The 24,352-nt window shown below is 73.9% G+C and carries 16 protein-coding genes, 2 tRNA genes and 1 pseudogene; 7 read left to right on the top strand and 12 right to left on the bottom strand.

Annotation, left to right across the window (positions count from 1 at the left end; genetic code table 11):
• Window positions 1–137 precede the first annotated feature (137 nt).
• Window positions 138–245 (top strand): annotated as a pseudogene (locus tag QP090_RS35150) (IS5/IS1182 family transposase); the annotation flags it as partial.
• Window positions 246–842: 597 nt separating this feature from the next.
• Here QP090_RS35150 and QP090_RS35155 read toward each other — a convergent pair.
• Window positions 843–915 (bottom strand) — tRNA-Lys (locus QP090_RS35155).
• A 56-nt stretch (window positions 916–971) separates the two neighbouring features.
• A complete protein-coding gene (locus QP090_RS35160; RefSeq protein ID WP_285944070.1) occupies window positions 972–1,586 on the bottom strand; it encodes a response regulator transcription factor in 615 nt (204 codons plus the stop codon).
• 248 nt (window positions 1,587–1,834) lie between these two features.
• Between QP090_RS35160 and QP090_RS35165 the strand changes: the two genes are divergently transcribed.
• Entirely contained in the window at window positions 1,835–2,635 is an 801-nt protein-coding gene (locus QP090_RS35165; RefSeq protein ID WP_285944071.1) for a carbon-nitrogen hydrolase family protein, read from the top strand.
• A 7-nt stretch (window positions 2,636–2,642) separates the two neighbouring features.
• Here the strand turns inward: QP090_RS35165 and QP090_RS35170 are convergent, their stop codons facing one another.
• Window positions 2,643–7,514: a DNA-binding protein gene (locus QP090_RS35170; protein ID WP_285944072.1), complete on the bottom strand. Its 4,872-nt coding sequence runs from the start codon at window positions 7,512–7,514 to the stop codon at window positions 2,643–2,645.
• Window positions 7,515–7,764: 250 nt separating this feature from the next.
• Between QP090_RS35170 and QP090_RS35175 the strand changes: the two genes are divergently transcribed.
• Window positions 7,765–8,466 carry a peptidase inhibitor family I36 protein gene (locus QP090_RS35175; protein WP_285944073.1) on the top strand — a complete coding sequence of 234 codons (702 nt, stop codon included), beginning with the start codon at window positions 7,765–7,767 and terminating at the stop codon, window positions 8,464–8,466.
• Between the two features lie 54 nt (window positions 8,467–8,520).
• On the opposite strand, the gene QP090_RS35180 is transcribed toward QP090_RS35175, so the two are convergent.
• From QP090_RS35180 to QP090_RS35195, 4 genes are all read right to left on the bottom strand, one after another.
• Window positions 8,521–8,856: a hypothetical protein gene (locus tag QP090_RS35180; RefSeq protein WP_285944074.1), complete on the bottom strand. Its 336-nt coding sequence runs from the start codon at window positions 8,854–8,856 to the stop codon at window positions 8,521–8,523.
• Window positions 8,857–9,135: 279 nt separating this feature from the next.
• A tRNA-His gene (locus tag QP090_RS35185) sits at window positions 9,136–9,211 on the bottom strand.
• A gap of 68 nt (window positions 9,212–9,279) precedes the next feature.
• Entirely contained in the window at window positions 9,280–9,903 is a 624-nt protein-coding gene (gene orn / locus QP090_RS35190; protein ID WP_285944075.1) for an oligoribonuclease, read from the bottom strand.
• 16 nt (window positions 9,904–9,919) lie between these two features.
• On the bottom strand, window positions 9,920–10,594 hold the full coding sequence (locus tag QP090_RS35195) for a pyridoxamine 5'-phosphate oxidase family protein (protein WP_285944076.1): 675 nt from the start codon (window positions 10,592–10,594) through the stop codon (window positions 9,920–9,922).
• Window positions 10,595–10,664: 70 nt separating this feature from the next.
• Here QP090_RS35195 and pdxR point away from each other — a divergent pair, with 70 nt between their 5' ends.
• Complete coding sequence (gene pdxR / locus QP090_RS35200; protein WP_285944077.1) at window positions 10,665–12,050, top strand: MocR-like pyridoxine biosynthesis transcription factor PdxR; 1,386 nt, start codon at window positions 10,665–10,667, stop codon at window positions 12,048–12,050.
• A 4-nt stretch (window positions 12,051–12,054) separates the two neighbouring features.
• On the opposite strand, the gene QP090_RS35205 is transcribed toward pdxR, so the two are convergent.
• Entirely contained in the window at window positions 12,055–13,200 is a 1,146-nt protein-coding gene (locus QP090_RS35205) for a hypothetical protein (RefSeq protein ID WP_285944078.1), read from the bottom strand.
• Window positions 13,201–13,626: 426 nt separating this feature from the next.
• Between QP090_RS35205 and QP090_RS35210 the strand changes: the two genes are divergently transcribed.
• Complete coding sequence (locus QP090_RS35210; RefSeq protein ID WP_285944079.1) at window positions 13,627–14,712, top strand: phosphotransferase family protein; 1,086 nt, start codon at window positions 13,627–13,629, stop codon at window positions 14,710–14,712.
• Window positions 14,713–14,749: 37 nt separating this feature from the next.
• On the opposite strand, the gene QP090_RS35215 is transcribed toward QP090_RS35210, so the two are convergent.
• The 3 genes from QP090_RS35215 to QP090_RS35225 all read right to left on the bottom strand — a co-directional run bounded on the left by QP090_RS35215 (window position 14,750) and on the right by QP090_RS35225 (window position 20,562).
• A complete protein-coding gene (locus tag QP090_RS35215; protein ID WP_285944080.1) occupies window positions 14,750–16,246 on the bottom strand; it encodes an RNA polymerase sigma factor in 1,497 nt (498 codons plus the stop codon).
• 360 nt (window positions 16,247–16,606) lie between these two features.
• Complete coding sequence (locus QP090_RS35220; protein WP_285944081.1) at window positions 16,607–18,121, bottom strand: RNA polymerase sigma factor; 1,515 nt, start codon at window positions 18,119–18,121, stop codon at window positions 16,607–16,609.
• A gap of 341 nt (window positions 18,122–18,462) precedes the next feature.
• Window positions 18,463–20,562 carry a substrate-binding domain-containing protein gene (locus QP090_RS35225; RefSeq protein WP_285944082.1) on the bottom strand — a complete coding sequence of 700 codons (2,100 nt, stop codon included), beginning with the start codon at window positions 20,560–20,562 and terminating at the stop codon, window positions 18,463–18,465.
• 567 nt (window positions 20,563–21,129) lie between these two features.
• Between QP090_RS35225 and QP090_RS35230 the strand changes: the two genes are divergently transcribed.
• Window positions 21,130–22,137, top strand: a complete 1,008-nt coding sequence (locus QP090_RS35230) for an endonuclease/exonuclease/phosphatase family protein (RefSeq protein ID WP_285944083.1) — start codon at window positions 21,130–21,132, stop codon at window positions 22,135–22,137.
• 41 nt (window positions 22,138–22,178) lie between these two features.
• A complete protein-coding gene (locus QP090_RS35235; protein WP_285944084.1) occupies window positions 22,179–23,090 on the top strand; it encodes a TrmH family RNA methyltransferase in 912 nt (303 codons plus the stop codon).
• A 114-nt stretch (window positions 23,091–23,204) separates the two neighbouring features.
• Here QP090_RS35235 and QP090_RS35240 read toward each other — a convergent pair whose 3' ends face one another.
• Entirely contained in the window at window positions 23,205–24,242 is a 1,038-nt protein-coding gene (locus tag QP090_RS35240) for a hypothetical protein (protein WP_285944085.1), read from the bottom strand.
• Between the last annotated feature and the right edge of the window lie 110 nt (window positions 24,243–24,352).

Consider the following 24,352-nt stretch of genomic DNA (forward strand, 5'->3'; position numbering starts at 1 on the left):
ATCACTGCCACCGGGATCACTCATAGCCGGGAAAGTAGCTGAATCGATCTCGCTCGCGCTACCCAACGGCACAACCCACAGCCTCAACTGTGGATATGTGGAAATTGCTGGCTTCAGCCTTAACTAAATGGCATTGGCTCAAAAGCTGGAAGATCCTGACCAAGCTACGTTGCTGCCCACACCGAGCCGGTCACCTGGCCAAAGTCATCCACGTGCTCCAGAACCGCGAGTGCAACGCACGTTGAAAAAGGGTCAGTGAAGCGCGCACAGAATCGGCACGCACGGCTGGCTTGGGGCGCGGATGCAGCGACCTATCAGAAGGGTCAATAAAGGGGTGATATGGTTATTATCCCGATATTCTTTGCGGCGCTGCTGGCCGGTTTGGTGTTTGGCCCTTATTGCGTGTTTCGATCCACTGAGCCAGGCTGGCAGTGGGCGCGTACCGTCTGGTGAGGGAGCCCCCGGTGGGATCGCCGCCGATACCTATCCCAGTCTGTTGCCCGCCTTGGCCTGCCAACCTACCGAGGATGCCGTTGCTGTCTTCCTCAACGCTGGGGCTGGCGAACGTGTCTGGTTCCGGTCTTGGTGACCGAACTGCCACCGTCCAGGCCGGCCCAGCGGGCGCCCGGCCGGACAGTGTGAGGGGGGATCGGGCGTCCTCGGCCGTTCGGCTTTCGGCGGTGGTCCGGCCGTCCGGCATGGGGGCGGCGGGTGTCGACGGCGTTGTTGTGTGTCTGGGGCGGAGCCCGCGAGCGAACATCGAGCAGCACTGGGGACGAAATACCCCAGAAAGGCTGATGGGCAAACGCGGATGTTCTCGCGTTTGCCCAGGTCAGAGCGGGTGCGCCGTCAGGGACTTGAACCCCGAACCCGCGGATTAAGAGTCCGCTGCTCTGCCAATTGAGCTAACGGCGCTTGTGTGCTGGGGACCTGGGGGGCTTGCCCTGGTTTCCCTGGCGACATGAAGAACTTTAGCAGGGGCCGGGCGGGTAGTGCGAATCGATTGCCGGGGGGTGGTCCGGGGTGGGGAGGGCGCTCATCAGGCCTCGCCAGAGGGCGATGGCGGTGGCGCGGGAGGTGACGTTGAGCTTGGCGTAGATGCGGTTGACGTGGTTCTTGACGGTCTTCTCGCTGAGGTAGAGCTGGCGGGCGATCTCGCCGTTGGAGCGGCCGCTGGCGATGAGGTCCATGACCTCGGCCTCGCGGGCGGAGAGGGGCTGGGAGGCCCGGGTGGCGGCGCGGACGGCGCGGATCAGGTCGGGGACGGTGAAGGAGCCGGGGGGCAGGTGGCCGCAGGCGCCGTTGTGGAGAGCGGTCTCGATGGTGCCGGTGTCGTCGGGGGAGGCCAGGAGGAGGACGCGGGAGCCTCGGCTGAGGCGGGCGGCGTGGGGGGCCGCGCCGGCGGACAGCAGGACGAGGTCGGGGCGGAGGCGCTCGGCCAGGACGATCGCGGCGGGGCCGGTGGGGGCCTCGGCGACGACCTCGAGTTCGTCGCTGCCGGCGAGCAGTGAGACGACGTCGGCGCGGGTGTTGGGGTTGCCGTCCACCACCAATATGCGCAGTGGGGCCGTTCTGTCGACACTCATCCGGTCTCCGGCGTGTCCTTGACATTTGTATGACGGAGCATAACCGGCAGATCATCCGGAGGCGAGGGTCCTGCCAGGCGGTCGAAGCCCGCTTCGGCGAAGCCGCGTCCGTCCGCCGAGGCGCGTGAGGTGAGGAGGCTCTCGACGGCCGCCTCACGCGTTCACCTGGGGGCGGCGGCGTGCGTGCGACCGGGCTGGGGCGGCGTATCGTGCAGGGGAGGACATGCCGCGGAGCTTGGAGAGGCAACATGGTTCAGGTGGCTGTGGCGCAGTTCGCGCCGGGGCTGGACAAGGACGAGAACCTGGCGGTGGTCCGCCGCCTCGTCGGCGAGGCCGCCGGGCGGGGCGCGCGCGTCGTCGTGCTGCCGGAGTTCGCGATGTTCACCGCGCCCAGGATGGACGAGCGGTTCGTCGCGTCCGCCGAGCCGCTGGACGGCCCGTTCGCGCAGGGCCTCGGCGAGCTGGCGCGGCGGCACGGCGTGCACGTGGTCGCGGGGCTGAACGAGCGGCTCGGCGAGTCCGGGCGGATCTCCAACACGCTGGTCGCGATGGGGCCCGGCGGTGAGACCGTCGCCCGCTACCGCAAGATCCACCTGTACGACGCGTTCGGCTACCGCGAGTCGGAGCTGGTCCGGGCGGGCGAGATCGCCGATCCCGAGACGTTCGTCGCGGGCGGGCTCACCTTCGGCATGCAGACCTGCTATGACGCGCGCTTCCCGGAGATGACCCGGCGGATCGTGGACGCGGGCGCGGACGTCCTCGCGCTGCCCGCCGAATGGGTGCCGGGGCCGCTCAAGGAGGACCACTGGCGGACCCTGGTGCGGGCCCGCGCGATCGAGAACACGATCTACGTCGCCGCCGCCGACCAGGCGGGCCCGGCCGGCGTCGGCAACAGCATGATCATTGATCCGATGGGGGTGGTGCTCGCCTCGATCGGCGAGTCCACCGGCACCGCCGCGGGCGAGGTCACGGCCGAACGCGTCGCCGAGGTCCGCAAGAAGAACCCGGCCTTGCAGCTCCGGCGGTTCGGTGTGACCCCGCGCCCCTGACGCGGCCTCAGGCGGGGGCATCACCGTCCTGGACGCGCTGCCAGGCCCGCCGGAAGAGGCCGGGCACCGGTTCGTACGGCAGGATCGCGCCCAGGGCCGTGCGCTTTTTCCCTCCCCAGAGCGGGCTCTCCAGCACGTGGAAGAATGGGAGCTTCCACGTCTCCAGCGGCAGGTGGGGGGTCTTGAGCGCCTCCCAGCCGCCGGGCAGGAACAGCGACCGTCCGGCGCGGGCCCGGCGGCCCTCCACGACCAGTCCGGAGGCGGCCAGCTCGGCGCGGGCGGCCTTGAGGCGGGCCGGCTTCCATCCCGTCCAGCGGGCCACGTTGCGGTCGGTGGGGTCGGGCAGTGCCAGCAGCGCCAGGTAGACGCCGGCGGCGTCGGCGCCGAGCCCGTGCGCCGCGGCCACCTCGGCGACCAGGTCCGGCACTGACCGGGCGGGGTCCTGCGGCCACCACAGACCGTCCTTGCCGCGCTCCCCGGCGACGGGGTCGCCCGGGTCGGCGAGGAGGGCCGCGAACCGCGGGTCGAACGCGCGGTGCAGCGCCTCCGCGAGGGCATCGTCGGACAGCCTGGTGCTGTCGGTGATCCGGCTGCTGTCGCGGAAGCGGTACGTCAGGGGCAGGTTCGGGTCGTCGCCGGTCTCGTCCAGCAGCGCTGTCCGGACGATCGGATGGGTCGGCCATTTCGAGTCGGGGATGATGATCGCGCCGTAGCGCTGCCAGCCCTCGCGGGAGCGCTGCCATTCCAGGTCGGCCGCGCCGGGCGCGGCGGGATCGGTGGGGCCGCCGGTCTCGTCGGGCGGGCCGGCGGCGGCCCGGAAGGGGGCCGGGTCGAACCGCGGTACCAGCTCCAGCAGCATGCCGGGGGCGGCCAGCCGGTCCCGGATCAGCGCCAGCGCGTCGGGCAGCGAGGCCCGCAGCGGGTCTCCGGCGGGCAGCCGGTGCGCCAGCCAGGTCGCCGCCGCGATGGTCCCGACCAGCACCTCCTCGGTGAACCCGGCGAGGTCCGGGTGGGCCGGGAGGACCTGTACGTCCTGGATGCGCCAGCTCAGATCAGTGGTCAGGTGGGGGCTCGCGGACGGCTCGACCAGCGCCCGGATCGAGTCGGTCGCCCCCCAGGCCCTCCCGAAGGCCGACCAGTGCGACCGGACGACGGCCTTGGCCGCCTCGCTGAGCAGATCCTCGGGTATCGGCCGCTTCCGTCCCACGGTGGCGTTCCACACCCGGGCCGCCGCCGCCGCGTCCGGGCCGTGCGTCCACAGCCGGGCGGGGTCCTCGGGGAGCAGCGCCCCGGTCACCGCGGCGGGGAGGCCGCCGCCGGCGTGCCTGGCGATGTCGCCGCGGGCCACCAGGGCCGCGGACTGCTTGATCTCGAGGAGCCCGCGGAGCTCGGAGGACGGGAAGGCGTCGTCCTGGAGCTCCGGCAGCCCGGCAAGCAGCAGCCCGGCCAGCGCCGGGACGGCGCCGGTGAGCTCGGCGAACTCCTCGGCCGCCGCGTCCTGCCGGGCGATCTGCCCGTGCTCGGCCCACGCGGTCAGGAAGGCGCCGAGCCAGCCGGGCTCGCGGTCCTCTCCGACCGGTACCGAGGACGTCACGGTGTACGGGGCGGGGACCTCGAACCGGCCGGACGGGTCGTGGAACAGCGCGGTGAAGTCGCAGCCGTACTCGAGGCGCGCCTTGGTCCCGACGCTGAACGTGCCGTTCGTGGCGTCCAGGACGGCCAGGAACGCGCCGTCCGCGAGGGGCAGCAGCGCGCATATGCCGGAGGTGTAGTCGGCCCACTTGCTCTGGCCGATGGCCTCGGTCACGATCTCCGGGGGGAGATGCAGCCCGACCTGACGCCAGTGCCCCGGCCGGGACGAGTCCAGGCCGAGCGCGTTGACCAGGACCAGCAGCCGCCGCAGCGCCTCCCGCTCGCGCGGCGGGGTGGCCGGTGACGCGGCCCGGAGGGCCACCGCCGCGCATCCGCCGAGCAGCCTGTCCCAGGCCACATGGCTCTTGGGCAGCTCGGGTCCGCCGATGTGGGTGCGCCCGTCCGGGACGTCGGCGATCGGCTCGGCGTGCAGGGCCCGGTGGAGCGCGCGCAACTGGTCGAAGGGGCGCTTGTCGCCGTCGAGCCGGTAGGCGCCGAGCCTTTCGGAGTACCTGCCCAGCCAGAGCCCGCTGAGCCCGTTGCCGAGCATCGCGTCGTCTGGGCCCGCTTCGAGGGCGTCCTGGACGTGCTGGACGTCGGGAGCGGACGGGGCGTCGTCCTGGGCGGTGTGCCCGGCGATGCGGGCGGCCACCCCGTCCAGGACGGCCTGCCGCTCGGCGGCGAACCGCGCGACGCCCGCCACGCCCATGGCCAGTGTGTCATCGCCGATCTGCGGGATCAGCGTGCGGACGAGCGCGGGGAGGTCGTCGTCCCCGGACACGGAGGCCTTGAACAGCGCCGCCGCGGTCTCGCGGTCGACCCTGCGCAGCGCGGCCGATCCTTCCGGGTCGCGGGGGCGCAGCATCGTCCAGTAGGCCTGCGGCGGCAGGTGCGGCAGGCCCGCGGCGAAATGCCCCTCGCTGAGGGCCGTCGTCACCCCGTCCGGATCGATCAGGGCGGCGGGGCCGTAAGCGCTGTTGTTGCGGAGGAGCACGCGCGGCCGGTCGTCGCCGGGAAGCGAGAGCGCGCCGACCGGGTAGGACGCTTCGCCGCCGCTCCGCGGCGGGTCGGCGACGGTGACGGAGCGCCCCGCGAGGTCCTCGCCGCGCACCGACCCGTCCGGGTGCTCGGTGACCAGCCAGCCGAGCAGGCCGTCCACCGGCGTCCCCAGCGGAGTGGTCTCGGCCGTGCCGGCCGGACGCAGCCAGGTGTGCTTGGGGACCACGGTTCCGCTGGCCTTCTCCGCCATGCTCGTCAGCTGGGCGGGGAGGCCCTTCGCGCCCTGGCTCCCGGTGATCGGGTCATAGGCGACCCACCGGTCGGGGTAGCTCTTGCGGACCCAGAACGAGGTCCCGTCGCCGATCACCAGGTTCTCGGCGGGCACGCGGGTGTCGCCGGGGCGCAGCACGGCCTCCCCGGTGGTGCGCCCGCCGCCGGGCAGCGGGAGGGTCATCGCGGGGGACAGGCCCCGCCGCCACTCGCCGGAGATCAGGCTCACGTCCCCGTACCGGTCGGCGATGTCGGTCATCGGGATCGGCTCGGCGTCCGGAGTCCCCTCGACGTGCCAGTAGCCGACGAGGCAGTGGTTCTTGAAATCGCGCCAGGTGACCTGGAGCGCACCGTCCACGTAGTGGACGTACCAGGTGCTGATCCACGATCCCGGGACGTCCGGGAAGGTGTGCGCGAGCACGGTGCCCTCCGGCCCGACCACCCGGACCTCGGAGTCGCCCGAGACGATCAGGTACGGCCAGGCGTCCTGCATTCTGGGCGCGGACCAGTCGGAACCGGCCATGACCTCGCGCACCGCCTCCTCGAAGGCGGGCCAGCACAGCTCGCCGAACAGCCCGCCCCGCAGCGTCCGGACGATCTCGGCCACGAGATCGCCGCCCGGAGCGCCCGCGGGCCCGTCCTGGACGGCCGCCGCCAGGATGTCGGTCGGCAGCCACTCCAGCAGGTTGTGCGGGGTGACCAGGCCGGGCAGTCCGGGGGCGTGCGCCTGCCGGAACACGTCCCGGACCCAGGTGAGCACCAGCGACCGGCCGCCCGGCGTCTCGGCCAGCAGCTCGACCGTCCGCAGGTTCCGCTGGTCGTAGACGAAGCCGCCGGCCGGAGCGGCGAACGCGGCGGTGAACCGCGGGTCGGCGGCCAGGGCGCGCAGGTCCCGGCGCTCGTCCCCGGCCGCCCAGTCGTCCAGGTCGAGGCGGTGGCCGGGGTCGGGGCCCGCGACCGGAACGTCCAGGGTCAGCAGCAGGTCGAGCAGGTCGATGTCGTGCGGGACCCGCACCGTCCCGCCGGACGCGGCGAGTTCGTCGCGCAGCCGTCCGGCCACCCGCTCGACCACCGCGCCGAGCCCGGGGAGCCGCGCGTTCCCGCCGATGCCGCGGTTCCACTTCTCCAGCACCGTGTCGAGCCATCCGGCCGTCCCGCCGGACGGTCGCGGCCGATCCGTGACGTCGCCGAGGGCGGCGGTGGCGCCCGAGCGTTCCAGCAGCTCGAGCCATTGGACGAACCGGTCCCTGATCTGCTGGAGCGACAGCTCTCGCTGGTAGCCGGGGACCATGTCGAGCAGCGTGCGCCCGACCTCCGGATCCCGCCGGGCCAGGGCGGTGAGGGCCGTCTTGTGCGCGTTCCACCACCCTGCCGGGGCCTTGACGATCGCGGGGCAGGCGACCATCTCGGCCAGGTACGCCTGCTCCAGCGCCGCCTGGTCGCCCGCCGCCTTCGCGAGCCTGCGGACGGCGGCGGCCATCTGGGTGGACGGCGCGTCCCCCTTCTCGGTGCAGCGCACGCACAGCCGGGCGAACCGCTGGAACGCCTGGTCCGCCGGCATCCGGCCGGCCAGTTCCTTGGCGTAGTCGGCCACCGCCTTCGCCGGCAGCGCTCCCGCCACCGCGAACTGGGTGAAGATCTCGTCGATATGGTCCGCGTCCACGAGGAGCCCGTGCTCGGCCTCGGCCTGGCGCGCGGCGGCGAGCATCTGCGCGGCGTACTTCTCGTGCTGGGCCGACAGGAACGCGAGCGCCGCGTGCTCGTACAGCGCGGGCAGCGCCGCGGGCACGGTGGGCGCCAGCTCGTCAGCGATCGCCTGGTAGTCCCGCAGTGCCTTCTTCGGCCGGTTCCAGGCCCGTCGCCGTATCTCGCGGAGCGTCTGCTCGACGTCCGGCAGCAGCAGCCGTGCGCGCGCCACGTCCTTGGGGGACAGCGCGTTCAGCAGATCCAGGAATTCGGCGGGTGTTGACGATGCCACTCATGCCCCTCACAGTGTGCGAACGGCCGAAATGCTACTGATCATCAACCCCGCCCGACCCCCGAACCCAAGATCATCCAGTGGAGGTGCCGAAGGCGGCGCCGTCCCGCCGCGGCCTCAGGGGCCCGGTCGAGAGATCCCGCGCCCGCTGCTGCGGCTGCGCCGGTTCGCGGCGGTGCCGTACCCATGACGGATCGTGCCCACGTCACTACCATGGGTGTCCGCGGACCGGTGCGGGCTTGGGGGACGAGTGGAGGCCAGTGAGATCACGACGGCCGAGGAGTTCGGCGTCCTTCTGCGGGAGCTGCGCGGGCGTCTCACCCAGCAGGCCGTGGCCAGGCGCTCGGAGATCGACGGGGCGGCGCTGACCCGGCAGCGGGTCTCCAACATCGAGAACGGGGCGGTTCCCACGGCGGAGCAGCTCCGCTGCTATGTACAGGGCTGCGGGAAGCCCGGCCTCTTCGACGAGTTCGAGCCCGTCCGGCGGCGGATCCGGCCGCCGGCGGTGGCCGCTGCGGGCGGCGCGGGCGACGAGATCGTCCACCTGGCGCCGCCGGAGCGGACGGGCCGCGTGCCGTGGCGCCTGGTGCTGTCCGCGGCGGCGGTGCTCGCGGTGACGGTGGTGTCGACCGCCGCCGCGGTGGTCGTGCTCATGGACGGCGGGGCGTCCGACGGGACGGCCTCGGCGGGTGCTCCCGACTGCGTCGACGGTCACCTCTGCTTCTGGCCGGAGCCGAACTTCCTCGGCCGGAAGATCACGCTGCCGCCGGACTACGCCACCGGCAGCACGTGCGAGCCGCTGCCGTTCGTCGCCCGCTCCGCGCAGAACAACAGCAAGGAGCGGCAGCGGCTCTTCGCGGGGACGGACTGCACCGGCCAGGTGACGATCCTGCACCACCTCGACCGGGTCCCGCTGCCGTCCGTCGCGGTGCTCAGCTACCGGCACAGCTGACGGGCGCGCCGTCCCCGCCGCTCCCGAACGCGGGGGCGGCGCGCCCGGCGGCGGCTACCTGATCACGTGGGTCTGGTAGGTCTGCCAGGCGAAGTGCGGGTAGTAGTCCCGCTTCCCGCCGATGCCGATGAGGTAGAACTTGCTGTTCGGGATGGCGCTCCAGATGACCTGGACGCGGATGGGCCGGCCGCAGCTGACGTTGATCACCTGCACGCCGTTGTTGGCGAGCGGCTTGATCTTGGCGCACCCGTTGGGGGCGGCCACCGTGGCGGCGCCCGCCTCCGGTGCGGCGCTCGCCGCCTGGGCGCCTCCGGCGAGGGCGAGGCCGCCGCTCATCGCGGCGGCGACCACCCCGGTGGTGATGGCCGTGCGTCGTAGTTGGACTCGCATGTCCCTGTCTCTTTTCGTGAGTGGATCGCTGATGGACGTCCGCCGAACACGCACGGCGGATTCCCCCGGTTCGTGCGTCGGCACGCTTCCGGACCTGCGAGACCAGAACAGCAGGGCGATCCGGATGCCACCAGGGCCGCGGGTGTCATGCCCTGTCCGCCCCTGTCACGCGGACATGTCGCGACACCGTGACCTGCGACAACGCCGTCCCGGTCAGTCGCCGGGACACAGAGAAGCCCTGGTCGTCTCTGTGACGGCCAGGGCTTCCGTTGTTCAGTCTGGGGTGAGTGACGGGACTTGAACCCGCGACATCTTGGACCACAACCAAGTGCTCTACCGGCTGAGCTACACCCACCATGAGCCGGGATCACTCCCGGCTCCCGATAGTGTAGCGGCTTCCGGGGGGTGGTCGGCTACCTGTGATCAGCCCGTGGGACCGGCGGGGGGCGCGGCGGCGGCGACGACCTCGGCGGCCAGGGTGCGGGCGGTGTCGGAGTCGGGGCCGGGCTGCGGGACGAACACGGCGGCGCGGTAGTAGCGGAGCTCCCGGATGCTCTCGGTGATGTCGGCGAGGGCGCGGTGGCCGCCGTTCTTCTCCGGGCTGGCGAAGTAGACGCGCGGGTACCAGCGGCGGGCCAGTTCCTTGATGCTGGAGACATCGACCATGCGGTAGTGCAGGTGGGCGTCCAGAGCGGGCATGTCGCGGGCCAGGAACGAGCGGTCGGTGGCGATGGAGTTGCCGCAGAGCGGGGCCTTCTTGGCGTCCTTGACGTGGCCGCGGACGTAGCTGAGGACGGCTTCCTCGGCCTCGGCGAGGGTGATGCCGCCGGCCAGCACCTCCAGCAGGCCCGAGGTGGTGTGCATGTCGCGCACCAGCTTGGTCATCTGGGCCAGCGCCTCGGGCGGGGGTTTGATCACCAGGTCGACGCCCTCGTCGAGGATGTTGAGGTCGCTGTCGGTCACCAGCGCGGCTATCTCGATCAGCGCGTCGTCGCGCAGGTCGAGCCCGGTCATTTCGCAATCGATCCAGACGAGCCGCTCGTTCATGGGTTTCACCCTACGACTATGGACGACCGCGCGGGGCATCGAGGCGCCGGCCGGTGATGTGGGCCGGGACGGGGATGCCGGGGCGGAGCCGGGGATCGGGCTCGGGGGCCCCGAGGACCTGGCGGACGGGGACGACGCCCGCCCACACGTCCAGCGCGTAGTCGTCCTCGTCGTCGCCGGGAGGGCCCTGCCGCACCTTCACCGACGCCTCGTCCAGGGACAGGGCCAGGACGCTGGTGGCGGCCATCTCCTTGGGGGTGGGCGGGCGGGCGGCGTCCCACTGGCCGGGCGCGAGCCGTTCGGAGACGGCGCGGAGGGCGGCGGACTTCTCGTCGGGGCCGGTGACCGTCCGGGGCGTCCCGAAGACGAGGGCGCTGCGGTAGTTGATCGAGTGGTTGAAGATCGCCCGGGCCAGGACGAGGCCGTCCAGGTGGGTGACGGTGACGCAGATCTCCTGGGCTGGGGCCGCGCTCAGGCTGGACGCGCCGGTGGACCCGTGCAGGTAGAGGGTGTCGTCGATCCGGCCGTACCCGGTGGGGATCACGCGGGGCGAGCCGTTCACGACGACGCCCAGGTGGCAGATCATGCCCGCGTCGAGGATCTCGTAGAGGGCGGACCGGTCCGAGGCGGCGCGCTTCCCGTACCGGCCGAGGCTGGTGCGGGCGGTCGAGGACAGCGGGGTGGTGTTCATGCTCGCCTACGCTAGGAGGGAAGTGGCCTGGTCAGTAGGGCCACTCGCCACGGAAATCCGGAGACCACTTGTGCGTGTCGAGCCGCTCGACCTGCCGCTCGTCGTGGAGCGGTCCGGCGCCGGGCCGATGAGCGCGCAGCTGGTCGCGCAGTTCCGCGCGGCCATGCGGGAGGGACGGCTCGCGGCGGGGGAGCGGCTGCCGTCCAGCAGGGCCCTGGCCGGGGTCGTCGGGGTGAGCCGGACGGTCGTCACCGAGGCGTACGAGCAGCTCTACGCCGAAGGATGGCTCGAGGGGCGGCACGGGTCGGGCACGTACGTCACCGACGGTGTGGCGGCGCCGCCGCCCGGCCCGGCGCCGGAGGCGTTCCCGGAGCGGCGCGCGGCGCCCGCCGGGACGGGGGCCGGGGTGATCGACCTGCGGCCCGGGGACGCGTGGACCGGCGCCCTCGACACGCCCGCGTGGCGGCGCGCCTGGCGGCTGGCGGCGCGGATGCCGCCGCCGGTCCCGCGGCGCGACCCGGAGGGGCTGCCCGGGTTGCGGGCCGCGCTGGCCGGCTACATCCGGCGCAGCCGCGGCGTCGCCTGCCCGGTGGACGGGCTGCTGGTCACCCGGGGCGCGACCAACGGCCTCGACCTGCTGGCCGCCACCGTGCTCGGCCGGGGCGAGCGGGTGGGGGTGGAGGAGCCGGGCTACGGCCGGGCCCGCGCGGTCCTGGAGGGACGCGGCGCGCAGATCGTGCCGTGCCCGGTCGACGAGCACGGGCTGATCGTGGAGGGGCTGCCGGACGATCTGCGGCTGGTCTACACGACGCCGTCCCACCAGTACCCGCTCGGCGGCGTCCTGCCGGTGCCGCGCAGGCAGGCCCTGCTGGCGTGGGCGCGGCGGACGGGGGCGCTGGTCGCCGAGGACGACTACGACGGAGAGTTCCGGTACGACGTCGCGCCGCTGCCCGCGCTCTACGGCCTCGATCCCGACGCGGTGGTCTACCTGGGCACCACCGCCAAGATCCTCACCTCGGACATGGGCGTCGGCTGGCTGGTCGCCCGTCCCGGCCTGGTGGCCGAGATCGCGCGCCGCCGCGAGGAGTTCAACGACCGTCCGGCGGTGGTGCCGCAGGAGGCGCTCCGGGAGCTGCTGGTCCGGGGGGACCTGGACCGCTACATCCGCCGGATGCGCGCGGAGTACGGGCGCAGGCGCGCGGCCGTGGTCCGCGCATTGAGCGGGCTGCGCCTGCGCGGCGACACCGCCGGCCTGCACGTCGTGGTGGACCTGCCGGGCCCGGTGGCGGAGCGGGCGGCGCGCGAGGCCGCGCGGCGCGGGGTGCTGCTGGACACGCTCGAACGCCACCACGCGCGCCCGCCGGGCGCCACCGGCCTGGTGATCGGCTACGGCGCCCCGGCGGGCCTCGCCGAGCTCAGGGCCGGCTGCGCGGTGGTTCGCGAGCTCGTTGCCTGACCCGCTAGCCGACGGGTGAGGGAGACGCGGCCGGGGACGGTACGGGCGGCGGCGGCGCCGGAGCGCGGACGGGGGTGTCGCGCCGGGGCGGCTCGATCCGTCCGGGGCCGGTCGCGCCGGGTCCGTGCATGGGCTCGGCGGGTTGCGCGGGCTGCGGGGGCTGGCCGGTGTGCAGGGAGTCGGCGGCCAGCGCGCGTTCGGCCGAGTGGTGGAACTCGGTGTGGCGGGCGGGCTCGGCGGCGCGCTGGAGTTCGGCCGGACGCGCGGGTTCGCCGCCCTGGAGGGGGAGCGCGGACGGACGCGCCGGTTCGGCGGTCCGCCTGGGGGCGGCGGTGGCCAGCACGGGCTCGGCGGGTTGCGCGGGCTGACTCTGTGGAGCGGCGTGGCCGCTCAGCGCGGGCTCGGCGGCGGGCCGTAGGGGAGTGGTACTGCGCAGGGGTTCGACGACCCTCACCGGCTCGGGCGTCCAGATGGGCTTGCCCGGATATGCGGGTTGCGGACTGCGGCGCGGGACGTCCGGGCGCGGGACGTCGGGACGTTGCGCGGCCGGGCGTGTGGGCGAGCCGGAGCCCGGCGAGCCGGTGCCGATCACCTCGCCCGTGGTGAGGAGGGACGGCTTCGGGATGGGGGCCAGCGGGGTGTCGGGGCCGGTGATGCGCCGGATGTCGATGCCGCCGGGGTCGGGACGGTCGGCGCCGGGGACCTGGGAGGCGCCGTAGTGGCCGCCCCGCGCCCAGGCGCGGCGGTCGCGCCGGGAGTGGTAGGACTGCGGCGACGGCAGCGGCGGGCCGGCGAGCCAGTGCCGGGCGACGCCCCAGGCGTCCAGCCAGCGCATGATCGGGTCGAGCCCGGCGAGCAGCGTCCCGGTGAAGGGGGCGCGGGCGTGGCCGACCACCATGATCTGCACGCAGACCCGGCCCTCCCGGCCGGCGCCGTCGTCGCCGAGCAGCCGTCCCGCGCGGGTGGCGGGGACGAGCTGGAGGACCTCCCCGGAGCCCGGATTCCACACCAGGTGCGCGGCGCGGTCCTCCTTCACCAGGTCGGCGGCGACCGAGCGGGCCGAGACGGCACGGGGGTCGGACTCGCTGCTGAACCAGACGACACGGGGAGCACCTCCCTGCAACGCTCCACCGTCCTGTCGTGCGGGCATGCGTGCGGCTCCCGGTAGCCATGCGTCGGCCACGGTGCGTCCCCCCAATCGGGCAGTCCGGCCCCGAATTGGTCTCGGTTCCTTGTTCGTAGCCCAGCCGGACGCATAAGTCCAGCCTGCCGCCGTGGGCCGGTTTCGGCGGCTTGCACACCCCGCAAGGGATTGGTCCCAGTCTGATCGGGTGTCGTCGGTGATGCGTACCCCTCCCGCCCCGCTAATCCACCTAGGGCCGTCCCGTTCCTGCGGTACGTGCCCGGCGGGCTCCCCGGACGCCGCCGTTCCTCCTGGTCAGCGCTCCGGGGCCGGGTCGAGCGAAAGGATCATGGTAACGGCCGGAAGTGGCCGAAGGGTTACCGTCCGCACTGGAGGGCCTTGGACGGGGGCGGGGTTCACAGCCCGGACCGAGCCACGTTCTAATAGGGCCCCATGAGCGCTGACGCTGAACTTCCGGCCGGGGTACCCGGCATCGACGTCCCGCGCCTGGCGGACTGGCTGGCGCGCGCGCTGCCCGGAACCGGGCGGATCACCGCGATCGACCTGATCGCCGGCGGGCGGTCCAACCTGACCTACGGGATCACACTGGAGGGCGGGCGCCGGATCGTGCTGCGCCGCCCGCCGCTCGGGCACGTCCTGCCGACCGCCCACGACATGGGGCGCGAGTACCGGGTGCTGTCGGCGCTGAGCGCGGGGAGCGAGGTGCCGGTGCCGGCCACGCTGGCGTTCTGCGACGACGAGGGCGTCATCGGCGCCCGCTTCTACCTGATGGACTTCGTCGAGGGCCAGGTGCTGCGCACCCGCGAGGACGCCGCCGACCTCACCCCCGAGCAGGCCGCCGGGCTCAGCGAGGCGCTCGCCGCCGCGCTCGCGGCGATCCACACCGTCGACGTCGAGGCCGTCGGCCTGGCGGACTTCGGCCGGCCGAGCGGCTACATGGCCCGCCAGCTCAAGCGCTGGGGCAAGCAGTGGGACAGCTCGCAGGAGGCGATCCGCGCCGGCGGCAACGCCCACGACCTGCCCGAGTACGACCGGCTGGTCGCGCGGCTGGCCGAGCGGCTGCCCGCCGACGCCCCGGCCCGGCTGGTGCACGGCGACTTCCGGCTCGACAACGCGCTGGCCCGGCTGAAGCCGCGGCCCGAGATCGCCGCGGTGGTCGACTGGGAGATGTCGACCCTGGGCGATCCGCTGTCGGACCTGGGCCTGACCCTGGTCTACTGGGCCGAGGCGACCGACGCGCAGCAGCTCCCGGTCGGGGCCACCATCACCACCGCGCCCGGCTTCCTCACCCGGCGGCAGTTCACCGAGCGGTACGCCGCGCTGACCGGGTACGACCTGGCCGACCTCGACTTCTACGTCGCGTTCGCCTGCTTCAAGCTCGCGGTGATCCTGGAGGGCATCCACGCCCGCTACCTGCAAAACGCCACCGTCGGCGAGGGGTTCGACACGATCGGGGACGCGGTGCCCGTCCTGCTCACCCGCGCGCACGGCACGCTCGACGCCGGCTCCCCCTGGTAGGACGCGGCCGTCCGCGTCCCCCAGGAGGCGTCCCCGATCAGCAGTAGGCGACCGGCGCGGAGCCGCCGGAGGTGAACGAGACCGCGCCGTCCTTCGGGACCCAGCACATCCCGTTGGTGCGGCGGACGGTCACCCCGGCGGTCTGGCCGGCCGACAACCGGCCCGACCCGCCGGCGTCGAGGTCGCCGGAGGTGCCGGTGACCCGCCAGGTGACCGGGCCGCCGACCGCCCTGATCGTGATCGTGCACGATTCGTCGCGGCCCATGTCGCAGCCGGCCACCGACAGGTTGCCCGGCGCGGGCGGATCGGGCCGGTGCGGCGGCGGCGGTTTCGGTGACGCCGGTTTCGTGGTCGGCGGCTTGCTCGTCGGCGTCTTGGACGGTGACGGCGACTTCGACGGCGTCGGGCTGGAACTGCTCGGCGTCGGCGAGGCGCTGGTGCTGGGCGTCCGCGACGGGTCGGGCGACGGGTCGGGCGAGGCGGCGGACGACCCGTCGCCGGCCGCCGCCGAGCTCACCCCGGGCGCCGGGCCCGTGGCGCCGGTCTTCTCGCCCGAGCCGCTGAACGCCGAGACCGATACCGCGATCACCGCGACGGCGGCGACGCCGCCCGCGACCGCGGCGATGAGCGGGCCGCGGCGGCGGGCCGGCGCGCGGTCCCGGGTGCGGGCGGCCACCGGCTCGTAGGGGACCGGCCAGCCGTACTCGTCGAACGGCTCGGTCCAGGCCGCGATGGAGCGGCGGTTCTCGGCCCGGTCGGCGGCGGTCGCCGCGGTCAGCACGTCCAGCCGCAGGTCGCCCGGGATCGCCGCGATGGGCAGCACGGCCAGCAGCCGGTCGGCGGGCAGCGACGGGGTCTCGCGCGTGCCGCACGTCGGGCAGCTCGCCACGTGCCGGACCAGGGTCGAGGAGGTCTGCGGGGACAGCGGCCAGGACTCGGTCAGCGCCGAGACGCTCGGGCAGTCCTTCCAGTGGTTCTGCGCGATCAGCGCGGCGTGCAGCGCGGCCGACAGGGTCCCGCGGGCCCTGGTGACCAGCTCGTCGGCCTCCTCGACCTCGATGCCGAAGACCCCGGACAGGTCCACCGCGTCCAGTTCGTGCCGGACCGCCAGGTCGATCGCCTCGCGCTGCCGCCCGTTGAGCGCGGCGAGGGCGCTGTGCGCCAGCAGGCGGCGCTCCTCGCGGCGGGAGATCTGCTCCTCCGACAGGTCGTCCTCGGCCTCGGGCGCCTCCTGCCCGATGTGCCGGTTCGGGCTGTCGCGGCGCCGCATGCACTCCTTGCGGGCGACGGCGTACAGCCAGCCGCGCAGCCGGTCGGGCTCGCCCAGCATGGCGACGTGCTCGCGGGCCGCGATCACGCAGTTGCGCAGCGCGCCCGTCGCCTCGATCCGGTCGCGCAGCAGCCCGTGGCAGTAGTCGAACAGGAAAGGGGCGTAGGTGTCGTAGACCTCGGTCAGCGCGATGACGTCGCCGGCGCGCAGTGCCTCCGCCAGCCGGAGGTCGTCGAACTGACCGGGACCTGGCCCTCCGGCCACGGGAACCCTCCCAGGTGAATCGGTGTCTTCGGACGTGCCTGCGGTGAACGCGGGCCATGGCCCCGCCACTCTGGCTGCCCGATCCTGCCACCAAGTCAGGGAGATTTCTCCCTTTAGGGACGATTACGTGACCGGCGCGGTACGCGCCGTGGCCATCCGGGCATGTAGAGCACCGGTTTCGCGGCCGATGTGATCTGAGTCTCAAGGGTCCCGTCCGGCGGGCGCACGCCCGGTTTTCGCCCGGTCCGCGTCCGGTTCACGCCCGATCCGCGTCCGGGACGCGTCGTCCCTCATCGAAACGGACGCCGAGCCTGGAACCGGACGTGGACGTGCGGCGTGGGAGACGAGCTGGGAGGCGGCCTACTGGGCCGCGCCCCGGCCGCCCGGGGCGCCATCGCCGTCGTCGCCGTCGCCGGGGCCGTCCGGCGGGCACGTCCAGGACACCGCCGCCGTGCCGCCGGGGGAGAAGCGCACCGAACCGCCGCCGGACGCCGTGCAGGGCCCCGTCCGGGTCACCCTGACGGACGCCGAGCCGTTACGGCCGAGCCTGCCGCCGCCGGACGCGCTGAGCCCGCCGCTCGCGCCGGTGACCGCCCAGGTGACCGGCCCGCCCACGGCCCGGACCGAGACCGTGCAGGACGAGGACCCGGCCGGGATGGAGCAGCCGCCGGCCGCCAGCGTGCCCGGCTTCGGCGGCTCGCTCGCCGGTGTGGTCGCGGGCGACTGCTTCGGCGGACGCCGTGTCTTCGTCGGCGTCCGAGTGGGCGTCGGCGTCGCACTGGTCGGTGTCGGCGTCGCGGTGGGCGTCGGGCCCGGGGACTCGCTCGGCGCCCGCGACTCCACCGCGGGTTCCGACGGGTCGGCCGCCGCGGTGGCGGGGCCGGTCGGGCTCGCCGACCCGGTCCGGTCGCCGGACGGGTCCGGCAGGAGCATCCAGCCGCCCGCGACGATCAGCAGCACCACCGCGGCGACGGCCAGCGCGGGCAGCAGCCGCGGCGGGGTCCGGAGCCGCCGGCCGGCGCGGCGTGCGGGCGCGTCCGCGGGCAGCGGCCAGCCCGAGGCGTCGAACGGCCCGGCCCCGTCGGCGATCCCGGCGTACCGGCCGGCCAGCGCCGCGTCGGTCGCGGTGGCCAGGACCCGGCCGCGCAGATCGGTCGGCATGAGCGCCACCGGCAGCACCTGGAGCAGCCGGGCGGTGGAGACCGTGCGGTCGCGCCGTTCGGTGCAGACCGGGCAGGACGCGATGTGCCGGCCCAGCCGGTGCGCCACCTGCTGCGTCAGCGGCCACTCGCCGTCCGCCGCGATCTCGGCCACGCTCGGGCAGTCGTCCCGTCCGGCATGCGCGATGAACGCGGCGGCGAGGGCGTCGTCGAGCCGGTGCCGCGCCTCGCCCGCCAGCTCGGCGGCCTCCGGCGCGCCGATGCCGAGCACGCCGCCGACCTCCGCCGCGTCCAGGCCGTGCCGCAGCAGCAGGTCGAGGGCCTCGCGCTCGCGGCCCCGCAGGCCCGACAGCGCGCCGTGCACGAGCTGCCGGGTCTCCAGCCGGTGGCCGCGCTCGGCGGCGTCGAAGAAGGCGTCCTCGACCTCGGGCGCCTCGCGCCGCTCGGTGGGACGGCCCGGATCGCGCAGCCGCCGCAGGCACTCCGCGCGGGCCAGCGCGTACAGCCAGCTCCGGAACCTCGGCGGCTCGCCGAGCAGGCCGACGTGCGCGCGGGCGGAGACGAGGGCGTCGTGCAGCGCCCCGGCCGCCGCGTCCTGATCACGGAGCAGCGCGTGGCAGTAGTCGTACAGACGGGCCGCGTAGCGGTCCATGAGCTGGAGCAGCGCGCCGGTGTCGCCCGTTTCCAGGGCCTGGGCCAGGCGCTCGTCGTCCACGCGGTCGAGACTGGGCCAACCGGACACCAGGGCCTCCCGGGAGCTGAGATGGCGATCGTCACGGCCTCGTCGCGATCAGCGTTCGCCCGTCGGGGGCGGGACTCGCGTTCTGTGCGGAAGCCGTGGTGCTCTTCGGGCCCTCGGAACGGAGGGCCACCCCCGCCGCGGGTCAGGGGGGAAGAAGGTCGGAGGCCCGACGGCCCCGCTCCCCGTCGGGCCTCCACAAGGAAGACGACCGACGGGGCCGTTCGGTTGACACGGATCGGCGAAGAAATCCCGGAGAATTCCGCACCCGCCCGGACGGGCCCCGGACGCCCCGCGATCCCGCGAGTTCCGGCAGGTCACTGCTGGATCCGGCGGGACAGCATCTTCAGGAAGATCTTCGAGATCTCCTGCGGGGTCATCGCGATCTGCACGTTGCCGTTGGTGAGCTCGGCCAGCTGCTCCAGCTCGTTGCGGTCCACGCCCTTGCCGAAGCCGATCATGTTGACCTGGATCGGCTTGTTCGGGTCGATCATCTTCTTCAGCCGGTCCAGCGTCTGCGCCAGCGTGGGGCCGTCGGGGTCGTCGTTCCTGCCGTCGGTCAGCAGCAGGATCGAGTTGCCGAACTCGGGCTTGTAGGTCCGGTCCATCTCCTTGTACGCGGCGAGGACGGTGTCGTACAGGCCGGTGTCCCCGTCCATCTTGGGGCGCATCTGGTTGAGCTGCGACAGCACGAAGTTGCGGCGGGTGCTCGACCCGATCCGCTCGCCGAGCGGGCCGATCGGCACCGACTTCTGGTAGTCCTTGTCGCCCTGCATCTTGGTGGAGAACAGCCACTGCCCGAGCTCGGTGTCGTTCGACATCATGCTGAGCCCGCCCTGGGAGACCTGCGCGATCGCCTGGAGCCGGTTGGTCTTCGGGCCGACCGGCTCGGCCATCGAGCCGGACACGTCGATGAGCGTCAGCAGCCGCAGCCCGAGCGACAGCTTCGACCACGCCTGCATCACCCCCGCGACCTCGGTCGCCTTCGGGGCGGGGAGCTGCCGCGGCCGGGCCGGGCTCACCCCGAGCCCGGCGCCGAACCCGGACGGCGCTTTGCCGTCGGGCGAGCGGAAGCCGAGCGCGCGGACGTCGGCGCGGGTGCTCTCGGTGTTCATCGCCTGTTCGAGCAGGCCCGCGGCCTTCTGCTTGGCGGCGTCCTCGCTGGTCACGGTGAACGGGTAGTCCAGTGACAGCGACCCCTCCAGCGGGTACAGCGCCACCGCGGGCTCGGCGGGCCGCCGCCGGTTGTAGTTCCACAGGGCCTGCTCCGAGGACAGCGAGATCGGCTGCTTGCCGGTCCGGTCCTTGCGGAAGTGGGCGAACTGCTCGTCCACCGTGGGGACGGTGCTCTCCCGGACGGTGCGGACGATGCCGGTGAAGATCGACTCCTTGTTCGGGTCGTTCGCCAGCAGCGCGTTGGTGATCATGAGCGAGCCCATCCCGGCGGCGTTGCGGGAGGGATCGGGCACCAGCAGCCGGACCGCGCCCGCCGGGATCATCTGGTTCTTGGTCACGCCGCCGCCGGCCACGCCGCCCGCCGCCTTGAGCAGGTTGTCCCAGGACGGCGTCGCGGTGATGCCCTGCTTCTTGAGGCCGTCCGAGAGCCGCTTGGGCAGCCCGACGACGATCGGGCTGGTCGCCAGCGAGGTCTTGGTGGAGGTGACCGAGTCCTTGCCCTTGTCCGACCCGCGCACCATCGAGGTCCACAGCGACGAGTCGGGGATCCACACGTCGGGACGCTGGTTGGCGGCGTTGGTCACGCCTTGGCCGGACAGCAGCGTCGACACCGCGGCCGGTTCGGTCTTGGTCACCTTCGCCCTGACGCACCTGCCGTCGACCTTGCGCTTGGCGTCGTTGAACCGCCTGGCGGCCTTGACCACCGCCGGCTGGACGTCGGGCGCCGCCGCGACCGACAGGGTGAGCGCGCCGCTGCCGCTGCAATCGCCGCCGCTCTCGGCGAACGCGTACACGCCCACGCCGAGCAGCAGCGCCAGGCCGACCGCGCCCGCCATCGGCCCGATCAGCGCGGTCGCACTGCGGCGCTTCCTGCGGCGCCTGCCATAGTCGCCGCTTCCGTAAGGGCCGCCGCCACCCCCGCCACCGCCGCCGCCGGACCCGCCGTAGCCACCCGAGTCTCCGGAGCCGGACGAGTCTCCGGCGCGTCCTCCGAAGAAACCGCTCTGGCCGCTGTCGGAGCTCAGCGGGTCGTGACCGCCGCCGGACGGGCCGGAGCCGCCGGGGACGGGCGCCGCGAGGGGCATGCCGGACGTCCCGGAGGACCCCTCGGGGACATCGGCCCGGCTCTGGGGGCCGGACGGGGTCGGGCCCGGGGGGCGTCCGAGGCCGTACCCGCCGGCGTCGGACGCCCCGGTGAAGCCTCCGGCGCCGAAGGCGGGCTCGTCGGACGGGCGGGCCACGAGCCACTCGGGCGTCTCCGCCGAACCCGGGGCACCCGGACCACTCCGACCGGGGGGACCTCCTGGACCGGGGGGACCGCCGGGGCCACCCGGACCGGCCGCCCTGGGGGGCGTGCCCGCAGATCCTTCGGCGCGTGGGGCGGCGGGCGGGCTCTGGCCGTCGCGGGAGCCGAACCAGTCGGACGACCCGTCGTTCGCGGGGCCGAAGACCGGCCTGGAGGGGTCGTGCCCGCCGTCCTCCGACGCCCCCTCGGGGGGGTCATTGCGATGACGTCCGCTCACGACTGCCCTCGATTCACCAGAAACCCGTCGATGTTCCCCGGCACTGTAGTAGTACGAACCAGAGGTTACAAAGAACTCAAAAATGATAATGACGCAGGTCATGAGCTTATGTCGTGCCTGTGTGCGACGATGCGCACCTCCGGTCACCCCTCGCGTTCGCTGCGGCACCGCGCGGGTTCGCCGAACATCGCGGGCCCGCCGGACGTCGAACGGACCGGGGATCCGGCACGGTGCCGGACCCCGTCGGGGAGCGTCGCGGTGAGTGGCACGACAAGTGGTCGGACGATGTCGGAACGGCGCGGCTGGGGCCGCCTGCGCACTGCGGCGGCCTGGACGGCGGTGGGAGCCTGGGGCGCCTGGGCACTGGTCCGGCTGACCGGTGCCGACCGGCTGCCCGGCATCGAGATCCCCTCCGCGCCGCTGCTGGCCATCACCCCGTACGTGGTCGCCGCGGCCCCCGTCCCGATCACGGCCGCGCTGCTCCTGCGCAGATGGCGGGCCGCGGCGGTCGCCGGCGTGGTCGCGGCCGGGCTGCTCGTCGCGGTGGTGCCCCGCGCGGTCGGCGGCGGCGATCCCGTCGCGCGGGGACCGGTCCTGCGGGTCCTGACCGCCAACCTGCTGCTCGGCGGAGCCGACCCCGCCCGCCTCGTCGACCTCGTCCGCCGGACCAAGGCCGATGTGCTCAGCCTCCAGGAGCTTCCGCCGGAGGGGGTGGACCGGTACGAGCGCGCCGGGCTGACCGGGCTGCTGCCCGAGAAGGCCCTCGACGCCCGTCCGGGCGCGGCCGGTTCTGGCCTTTACTCGCGTCACCCGCTGCGGGTCCTGCCGCCGCTGCCCGGGACCGAACTGGCGATGCCCCGAGCCGAACTCACTCTCCCGGGAGGACGCCGGGTCGAGATGACCGCCGTCCACCCCGTACCGCCGATCGACACGGTGTCGTTCCGCGCCTGGAAGCGCGATCTGGCGGTCCTGCCGTCCGCTGGCCCGGCGGTCGCCGCCGCAGGGGGCCGCGCCCACGCCCCGGGGGACGGCCCGGTGCGGATCCTGGCGGGCGACTTCAACGCGACGCTCGACCACGCCAACCTGCGCCGGCTGATCGGCCGCGGCTACGCCGACGCCGCCGACCGCGCCGGCGCCGGGCTCGTCCCGACCTGGGGGCTGGACGACCCGCGACCGGCGCTGACCATCGACCACGTGCTGGTCGACCGGCGCTGCGCCGTGGGCGAGGTGGAGGTGCACGATCTGGAGGGCAGCGACCACCGGGCGGTCTTCGCGGAGGTCCGCCTGCCGTAGCCGCGGGCCGAGCATGGCCGGGACGGCGGCAGAATTGGGGCATGGCCCGCCTGGTTCCCGTGTCCGACCCCGCCGACCCGCGGCTCGCCGACTACGTGCGGCTCCGCGACGTCAACCTGCGCAAGAGCCTGGAGGCCGAGCACGGGCTGTTCATCGCCGAGGGTGAGAAGGTGATCCGCCGGGCGGCCGGCTCGGGCCATCCCGTCCGGTCGTTCCTGATGGCCCGGCGCTGGGCGGAGCCGCTCGCCGACCTGCTCGACCAGGTGGACGCCCCGGTGTACGTCGCCGACGACGCGACGCTGGAGGCGGTGGCCGGCTTCCAGGTGCACCGCGGCGCCCTCGCCTCGCTGAAACGGCTCCCGCTGCCCACGGTCGACGCCCTGATCAGCGCCCCCGCCACTCCGCCCGAGCCCACTCCGCCCGAGCCCACCGCTCCGTCCGAGCCCACCACTCCGTCCGAGCCCACCACTCCGTCCGCGCCCGCCGCGCCGCGCCGGATCCTCGTCCTGGAGGATCTCGTCGACCACGCGAACGTCGGCTCGATCTACCGGTGCGCCGCCGCGCTCGGCATCGACGCGGTCGTCCTGTCGCCGCGGTGCGCCGACCCGCTGTACCGGCGGGCGATCAAGGTGTCGATGGGCGCCGTCTTCGCCGTCCCGTACGCGCGGATGGCCAACTGGCACGACGACCTCGGCAAGCTCCGCGCCGCCGGGTTCGCGCTGCTCGCGCTGACCCCCGACCAGTCCGCCGTCCCGCTGGACGAGGCCGTGCGGGGCGATCGGGTGGCGCTCCTGCTCGGCTCGGAGGGCGACGGGCTCACCTCGCACTGGCTTAACGAGGCCGACGAGGCCGTCTGCATTCCGATGAGCGCCGACGCCATGACGAACGGCGTCGACTCGCTCAACGTGGTCGCCGCCGCCGCGATCGCCTGCCATGCGCTGATGCGCTCATGACCCGTCCGGGACCCGCGTGACCGTCCGCTCGGCGGCGTGACCCGCGTCAGGGCGTGCGTGCGGGCGAGGCTCCGCGCTTCACTGATCGGCCGCGCTTCACTTGCCGGCTGCGCTTCATTTGCCGAACATGCCGCGCCGGGAGCGGCGGTGCGTGCCCTTGGCGCGCCGCGCCGCCGCCGCGGCGGCCGTGTTCGCGGGGTTGCGGCGGCCCAGCCGCAACTGGGTGAGCAGCAGCGAGAACGCCACCAGCAGCGCGGCGAGCCACGCCACCTGCGTGCTGGCCATCCGCTCGAAGGTCAGGTCCTGGGCGACGGGCGCCTTGTTGTTGCGCAGCCGGCTGGTCGGCGTCGCCTGCAACGCGCCGGGCGCGACGGACGGGCTCGGCGCGCTGATCGACGGCATGGACACCCCGGAGTCCCTGGAGCCCGGCGGATCGAACGTCGCGTTCGGGCTCGGCGGCTCGTACACGCCGCCGCCGGACGAACCGGAGGCGCCGGAGCCGCCGGTCTTCTTCCCGGAGCCGCTCGTGCCCGAGCCGCCGCCCTTCGCCTTGGCCTTGCCGCCGTCGAGCCGCCCGCTGTCGACGCTCGGGGACAGCGTCGGGCCGGGGGACGGGGTGGGCTTCGGCGTCGTCACCACCGGCACGACGTACTTGACGGACGTGGTGGCCGGTTTCGCCGCCACGCCGGTCGCGCGGGCCGTGACGGTCAGCGTGACCGAGGTGGTCTTCTTGAGGTCCTTCGGGAGGGTCACGGTCAGGAAGACGCTGTCGCGCCTGCCGGCGTCGAGCGTCCCCACCGCGCATCCGGCGGAGGAGAACGGCGGCGCGCACTCACCGCCGAGCGTGGCCTGGTCGGTGCTGGCCCGGACGCTCGCGATCCTGATGCCCGCGATCTCGGCGTGCAGCGCCGCGACGCGGGTCACCACCCGGACCGTCTGGCCGGGCTTGGCGACCGGGGTGAGCGGCGTGACGGTCAGCGAGAGCACGGGCTCCGGCTTGACCGTCGGGCTCGCGGTCGCCGTCGGACTCGCGGTCGTCGTCGGGCCGGGCGTCTCGGCCGCCGCCGCGGGGAACGTGCCCGCGCCTGCGGCGACGACCGCCGCCGCGCCGAGTCCCGCGAAGATCGGTTTCGTCGCCGACCGGTAACGCACCGCCCCAGCACCTCCGTAGCGTCGTCGTCGAGTGCCCGGCCCCGGCGTACCCGGGAACCGCCTGCAAAATCATGCGAACACGGATCAATAGTTCAAAGCAACCCCGATGC

Source organism: Actinomadura xylanilytica, from assembly GCF_030283145.1.
Classification (GTDB): domain Bacteria; phylum Actinomycetota; class Actinomycetes; order Streptosporangiales; family Streptosporangiaceae; genus Spirillospora; species Spirillospora xylanilytica.